Below are 6,778 nucleotides of genomic sequence, written 5' to 3'. Positions count from 1 at the left end.
ATTCTGTAATCAATAATGCTTTTGCAGCTGAAGGTGATATCAAAGTATGTGGTGAAGATGTACCTGATGGATATATGGGATTAGACATCGGACCTAAATCTGTTGAAAATATCAAAAATGCTTTAGCTGGAGCAAAAACTGTTATCTGGAATGGGCCAATGGGTGTCTTTGAAATGGAACCATTTGCTAAAGGAACAGTTGCTGTATGTGAAGCATTAGCAAACTTAGATGATGCAAATACAATTATCGGTGGTGGAGATAGTGCTGCTGCTGTTATGCAATTAGGATATGCTGATAAAGTTTCTCACATTTCTACTGGTGGTGGAGCTTCATTAGAATACATGGAAGGTAAAGTTTTACCTGGTATTGCTGCAATTGATGATAAATAATTAGGAGAATGAAGATGAGAAAACCAATTATCGTAGGAAACTGGAAAATGAATAAAACAATTGCTGATACAAAAGCATTTGTTGAAGCTGTTGACCCAGCAGTCAAAGATACTGCTGATTGGGGTATTGCAACTCCATATTTGGCATTACAAGCTGCTAAAGTAGGAACTAAAAATTTAATTATTGCTGCTGAAAACTGTCATTTTAAAGATAGTGGAGCATATACTGGAGAAATCAGTGTTGAAATGTTGAAAGAAATTGGAATTGAATGGGTTATCTTAGGACATTCTGAAAGAAGACAATATTTTGGTGAAACTGATGAAACAGTGAATGCAAAAATGTTACAAGTTCTTAAAAATGATATGACTCCAATCGTATGTGTTGGTGAAACTTTAGAAGAATATGAAGCAGGAACAACAAAAGATGTTGTGAAAACTCAAACTGTTGCTGCATTTAAAGATGTATGTCCAAATTGTGCAAGTAGAACTGTTATTGCTTATGAACCAGTATGGGCTATTGGAACTGGTAAAACAGCTACTAATGAGATTGCTCAAGATGTTTGTGCATATATTAGAAGTGTTGTTGCTGATTTATATGGACAAGAAGTTGCTGATAAAGTAAGAATTCAATATGGTGGATCTGTTAAACCTGAAGGTTTAAAAGAATTATTAGAACAACCTGATATTGATGGTGCTTTAGTTGGTGGGGCTTCTTTAGTTGAAGATTCATATAAAGCAATGATCGCTGCATTAGATTAATAATGAGAACTACTTCGGTAGTTCTTTTCTTTTAAGAAATTCTTAAGAATTGTTTTGTTGACATGAAAAGCTAAAAAAGAGTAATATATGAGTATAACTATGGAGGAACTGAAATGAAAGGTAAACGTTTATTATTGTTATTAAGTGCAATTTTATTGGTTGGATGTGGAACATCTAAAACACCAACTCAATCTGAAGAAAAAACATTATATAGTGGATTGAGTGGAAAAGATACATATACTGAAGCTGTAAAATATCTTAATGAAAATGCAACATTTTATCAAAGTGAAGCGTCTGATTCTAATAGTCATACTTATACCCAGTATTATCATTTAGAGGATGGCATAGGGATTGTAACAAAAGCTTTATATGAGGATGGTGACATAACAAGTTTAAATTATAATATAGCTTATAATAAGGATTATCATACATTGTTTATGATTGACAGTGAGTCATATAAATATAATGTGATTCATGATTATACAGGGGATATAAAAACAATGTATACTGATATTTCTACAGATAAGAATTATGATATTCTTGATGTGGCTAGAAAAAATCAAGATGGAGAAATTATTCTCACAATGAAAGTTAAACAAAAACAGTATTATCAAGAAAATGATACAGAACCAGAGATTATTTACTATATAAATGAAATCAAGATTAATCAGGATGGTTATATTTGTCAAGAGAAAATAACGAATTATACAAATGAAGAATTTAAAGATATTTCATTTGAAGGATTAAGTATGCAATACTCTCAGTTTAATCAAAAGAAAAAAGAAGATTTTGAAAAAGAAATTGAATTAATGAAATCATGTGATGGTTTAAGTGATAATGATGTTAAAGAGAAAATAGGTGTTTAGATAGTTATAGTGAAAACTATGACTATTTTTCTATTCAAATGTTTATAATTCTGTTATGATATAACATCGGTGATAGAATAATGAAATTAAAGAAGAAAGAATTATTGTTGGTAGGTTTAACATTATTTTCAATGTTTTTTGGTGCTGGAAATCTTATTTTTCCACCTTTTTTAGGTGAGCAAGCGGGTCAAGCATCATGGTTGGCTGCTTTAGGATTTATTTTAAGCGCTGTTGGGTTACCTATATTAGGAGTTATTGCTGTTGCAAAATCAAATGGCTTGACACATTTAGCAACTCGTGTTCATCCTCGTTTTGCATCTATATTTACATTATTCATTTATTTATCTATTGGACCTTGTCTAGCAATTCCAAGAACAGCAAGCACATCATATGAAATGACTATTGTTCCTTTTGTCGGACAATATGCAACATCACTATTACAATTGATTTATTCGCTGGTTTTCTTTAGTGTTGCATTGTATTTAGCATTAAATCCAGAGAAATTATCAGATCGCTTGGGAAAGGTTTTATGTCCTTTGCTATTAAGTTTAATTATGATTATATTCTTAGGGTGTTTCTTTATAGATAATCAGGGATTAGGTGTTCCTACAGGAAGTTATAGTGAGGGGCAGTTTGTGCAAGGGTTCTTGGATGGTTATCAAACAATGGATACTATTGCAGCATTAAATTTTGGTATTATTATTGCATTAAATATACGTAGTAAGGGAATTACTGATTCAAAGGAAGTTGTTATTTCAACAATGAAAGCAGGGTTTATTGCAGGTATATGTTTAGCTAGTGTTTATATTATTTTAATTATTATTGGAAGTTTGTCTGGAAGTGTCAATGGGTATCACATGAATGGTGCACAAACATTAATGGCTTTTGTACAATACTTGTTTAAAGATATGGGAATGGTGATTTTAGGTGCGATTTTTTTCATCGCCTGTTTAAATACATGTATTGGTCTGATTTGCTGCTGTAGTGAGTATTTTCATGAACTTATGCCAAAGATCAGTTATCGGAAATGGGCGTTTATTTTTGCATTGGTCAGCATGTTGATTTCTAATATTGGGTTGGATATGATTTTAAAGATATCTGTACCTATATTGAATTTACTATATCCACTTGCGATTATATTAATTGTTTTAGCATTTATTGATCCTTGGATTCATCACTATCAATATATGTATCCAATAACAGTTTCATTAACTGGATTAGGAAGTTTTTTAGAACTTTTACCTATCATTGGCTTTGATTTTTCGTTTTTACATAAGATTCCTTTATTTGATTATTCGTTAGGATGGTTATTGTTTTCTGTGATTGGAATATTGATAGGTTTACTCTTTCGTAAAAGAGTATAGATATTTATTCTAGTTTTGTCGATTGTCTTGTAATTGGTTGAAAATATGATATACTCATATCAATAAAGTCCTTGAAAAGGGCTTGTTTTCTTTATGAATGAAGGAGGATATATGTTATTAAATATTATTCTATTAATTGTTGGGTTTGTTTTATTAATTAAGGGTGCAGATGTTTTTGTGGAAGGGTCATCAAAAGTTGCTGCCTTACTACATATCCCACAGATTGTTATTGGATTAACAATTGTGGCATTTGGAACAAGTGCACCAGAAGCGGCAGTTAGCATCGCTTCATCATATCAGGGAACTTCTGGTATTGCTATTGGAAATATTATTGGTAGTAATATTGCAAATGTATTGTTGATTTTAGGTGTTGCAGGAATGATTGGGGATTTGGTTGTAAAGAAGAATACTTTCTTTATTGAGACGCCTTTTGTGATAGTCATTACAATAGTCCTATTATTTTTAGGATATACAGATAGAAATGTTTCTAGGTTAGATGGAGTGATACTTTGGATTTTTTTCATATTATTTTTATTTTATTTGTATCGTTTAACAAAGCATGGTGATGAGAGTTCTATTGATGATGTGCCAGAACTAGAAGAGGATGATCGTATATGGAAATTAATTTTGATGATTGTATTAGGGATCATTTGTGTTGTGATTGGTAGTCGTGTAACTGTTGATGCCGCAAGTCAAATTGCTGAGGCTTTTGGAGTGAGTGATCGTATTATTGGTTTAACAATTGTTTCTATTGGAACATCGTTGCCTGAATTAGTGACATCAGTGAGTGCTTCTTTTAAAGGAAGAAATGATATAGCAATTGGAAATATTATTGGAAGTAATATTTTTAATATCTTATTTGTATTAGGAACTGCCTCATTAGTTGCTCCTCAAGGTATTGCATTTGCATCTGGATTTTTGATTGATGGGATTATAGCCATTGGAGCTGTTATGATGTTTATGTTGTTTATTGGTAAAGATATGAAATTGAAAAAGTATGGTGCTTTTATAATGTTAATATCATATGTGTGCTATTTAGTGTATATATTGTAAAAAAATTCACGAGAGAAAGGGTTTACAGTGAAAATGTAAGCCTTTTTATTTTGATTTATGTATTATCTTGCTTGTTTTTTCACAAGGAATATAGTATATTTACATTGTAAATTAAATTAATATTTCGGAGGAAAGAAAATGGCAGAAAAAAAAGCTGTAAAAAAAGTTGAAGAACCAACTAATGAACAAATTGATGCTCATGTTGATGAACTCGTTCAAAAAGCGTTAGTTGCTTTAGACAAATTTGAATCTTTTGATCAAGATGCAGTTGACTACATCGTTGCAAAATGTTCTGTTGCTGGGTTAGACCAACATGGTGTATTAGCAGAAGCTGCAGTCAAAGAAACAGGTAGAGGTGTTTTTGAAGACAAAGCAGTTAAGAACTTATTCGCTTGTGAATATGTAACAAGCAATCTTCGTCATTTAAAAACTGTAGGTATTATTAATGAAGATCCATTAACTGGTGTTACTGAAATTGCTGAACCAGTTGGTGTTATCTGTGGTATTGTTCCAACAACAAACCCTACTTCTACAGTTATCTTCAAATCTTTAATTTCATTAAAGACAAGAAACCCAATTATATTCTCATTCCATCCATCAGCATATGAATGTTCAGTTCAAGCTGCAGAAGTTATCAGAGATGCTGCAATTGCTGCAGGGGCTCCTGAAAACTGTATTCAATGGTTAGGATTACGTTCTATGTATGCAACAACTGCATTAATGAATCATCCTGGTATTGCGACTATTCTTGCTACTGGTGGTAATGCAATGGTTAAAGCTGCTTACTCTTGTGGTAAACCAGCACTTGGTGTAGGGGCTGGTAACGTTCCTGCATATGTAGAAAAATCATGTGTATTAAAAAGAGCAGTTAACGATATTGTCTTATCAAAATCATTTGATAATGGTATGATTTGTGCTTCTGAACAAGCTGCAATCGTTGACCAGGAAATCTATAAAGAATTTAAAGAAGAAATGTCTCGTTTCAAAGTTTATTGGGTTAATGCAGAAGAAAAAGCTAAACTTGAAAACTTCATGTTTGGATGCTCTTCTTATACTGATAAAGTGAATGAAGCTAAATTAAATCCTAATGTTGTAGGTAAAAATGCAACTTGGATTGCAGAACAAGCTGGATTCAAAGTTCCAGAAGACACTCAAATCATCTGTGCTGAATGTAAAGAAGTTGGTCCTAATGAACCATTAACAAGAGAAAAATTATCTCCAGTTTTAGCTATCTTAAAAGCAACTTCTACTGAAGATGGTATTGCTAAATCAGCTGCAATGGTTGAATTTAATGGATTAGGACATTCAGCTGCTATCCATACTCAAAATCATGATATTTCAGTTGAATTTGGTTTAAAATGTAAAGCTATTCGTGTTATTGAAAATGCACCATCTACATTTGGTGGTATTGGTTCTGTTTATAATGCATTCATTCCATCATTAACATTAGGATGTGGATCTTATGGACACAACTCAGTTTCTAATAATGTTAGTGCTGTAAACTTATTAAATATTAAGAGAATAGGGAGACGTAACAACAATATGCAATGGGTTAAACTTCCTCCAAAAATCTATTTTGAAAGAAATTCAATTAGATATTTAAGAGACATGAAAGTCATGGAAAAAGCTATGATTGTAACAGACAGAGGTATGTACAATCTTGGTTATGTAGATAAAATTGAAGATGTTATTAAGAGAAGACGTAATAAAGTTGATTTAGAATTATACTTTGATGTTGAACCAGATCCAAGTATTGACACTGTTAATGAAGGTGTTGAATTAATGAGAAAATTCCAACCAGATGTTATTATTGCATTAGGTGGTGGATCTTCAATGGATGCTGCTAAAGTTATGTGGTTAATGTATGAACATCCAGAAGTTAACTTTGATGATATCAAACAAAAATTCATGGATATCAGAAAACGTGCATTCAAATTCCCAGAATTAGGAAAGAAAGCAAGATTAATCTGTATTCCAACAACTTCAGGTACTGGATCAGAAGTGACTCCTTTCGCAGTTATTACTGATAAACAAGCTAATAAGAAATATCCATTAACTGACTATTCTTTAACTCCAACAGTAGCTATCGTAGATCCAGAATTCGTTATGAGTTTACCAGCTTCTATTGCTGCTGATACTGGAATTGATGTATTAACTCATGCAGTTGAAGCATATGTTTCAATCTTAGCATCTGATTTTACTGATGGATGGGCTAAACAAGCTGTTAAGTTAGTATTTGAATATTTAGAAAGATCTGTTAAGAATGGTAAAAATGATCCTGAAGCAAGAGAAAAAATGCATAATGCAGCAACAATTGCAGGTATGGCATTCGCTAATGCTTTCTTAGG

6 protein-coding genes are annotated in these 6,778 nt (G+C 32.0%); all 6 read left to right on the top strand.

Annotated elements, in window-relative coordinates:
- The coding region (gene pgk, locus BN350_RS18635) for a phosphoglycerate kinase (protein WP_044600172.1) at positions 1 to 389 on the top strand (389 nt) is incomplete at its 5' end.
- A 14-nt stretch (positions 390 to 403) separates the two neighbouring features.
- Positions 404 to 1,147 (top strand): triose-phosphate isomerase, encoded by a 744-nt coding sequence (tpiA, locus tag BN350_RS06330; protein WP_028042842.1) that lies wholly within the window; start codon positions 404 to 406, stop codon positions 1,145 to 1,147.
- A 113-nt stretch (positions 1,148 to 1,260) separates the two neighbouring features.
- Positions 1,261 to 2,013, top strand: a complete 753-nt coding sequence (locus BN350_RS06325) for a hypothetical protein (RefSeq protein ID WP_028042841.1) — start codon at positions 1,261 to 1,263, stop codon at positions 2,011 to 2,013.
- Between the two features lie 80 nt (positions 2,014 to 2,093).
- Positions 2,094 to 3,377: a branched-chain amino acid transport system II carrier protein gene (brnQ, locus tag BN350_RS06320; protein ID WP_044600171.1), complete on the top strand. Its 1,284-nt coding sequence runs from the start codon at positions 2,094 to 2,096 to the stop codon at positions 3,375 to 3,377.
- Positions 3,378 to 3,488: 111 nt separating this feature from the next.
- Positions 3,489 to 4,430: a calcium/sodium antiporter gene (locus BN350_RS06315; protein WP_028042839.1), complete on the top strand. Its 942-nt coding sequence runs from the start codon at positions 3,489 to 3,491 to the stop codon at positions 4,428 to 4,430.
- A gap of 138 nt (positions 4,431 to 4,568) precedes the next feature.
- On the top strand, positions 4,569 to 6,778 hold a 2,210-nt coding region (adhE, locus tag BN350_RS18630; protein ID WP_044600198.1), incomplete at its 3' end, for a bifunctional acetaldehyde-CoA/alcohol dehydrogenase.

The organism is Candidatus Stoquefichus massiliensis AP9 (assembly GCF_000455285.1).
GTDB lineage: Bacteria > Bacillota_I > Bacilli_A > Erysipelotrichales > Coprobacillaceae > Stoquefichus > Stoquefichus massiliensis.
The sequence above is the reverse complement of the archived record's forward strand: the minus strand, read 5'-3'. Positions and strand labels throughout refer to the sequence as shown.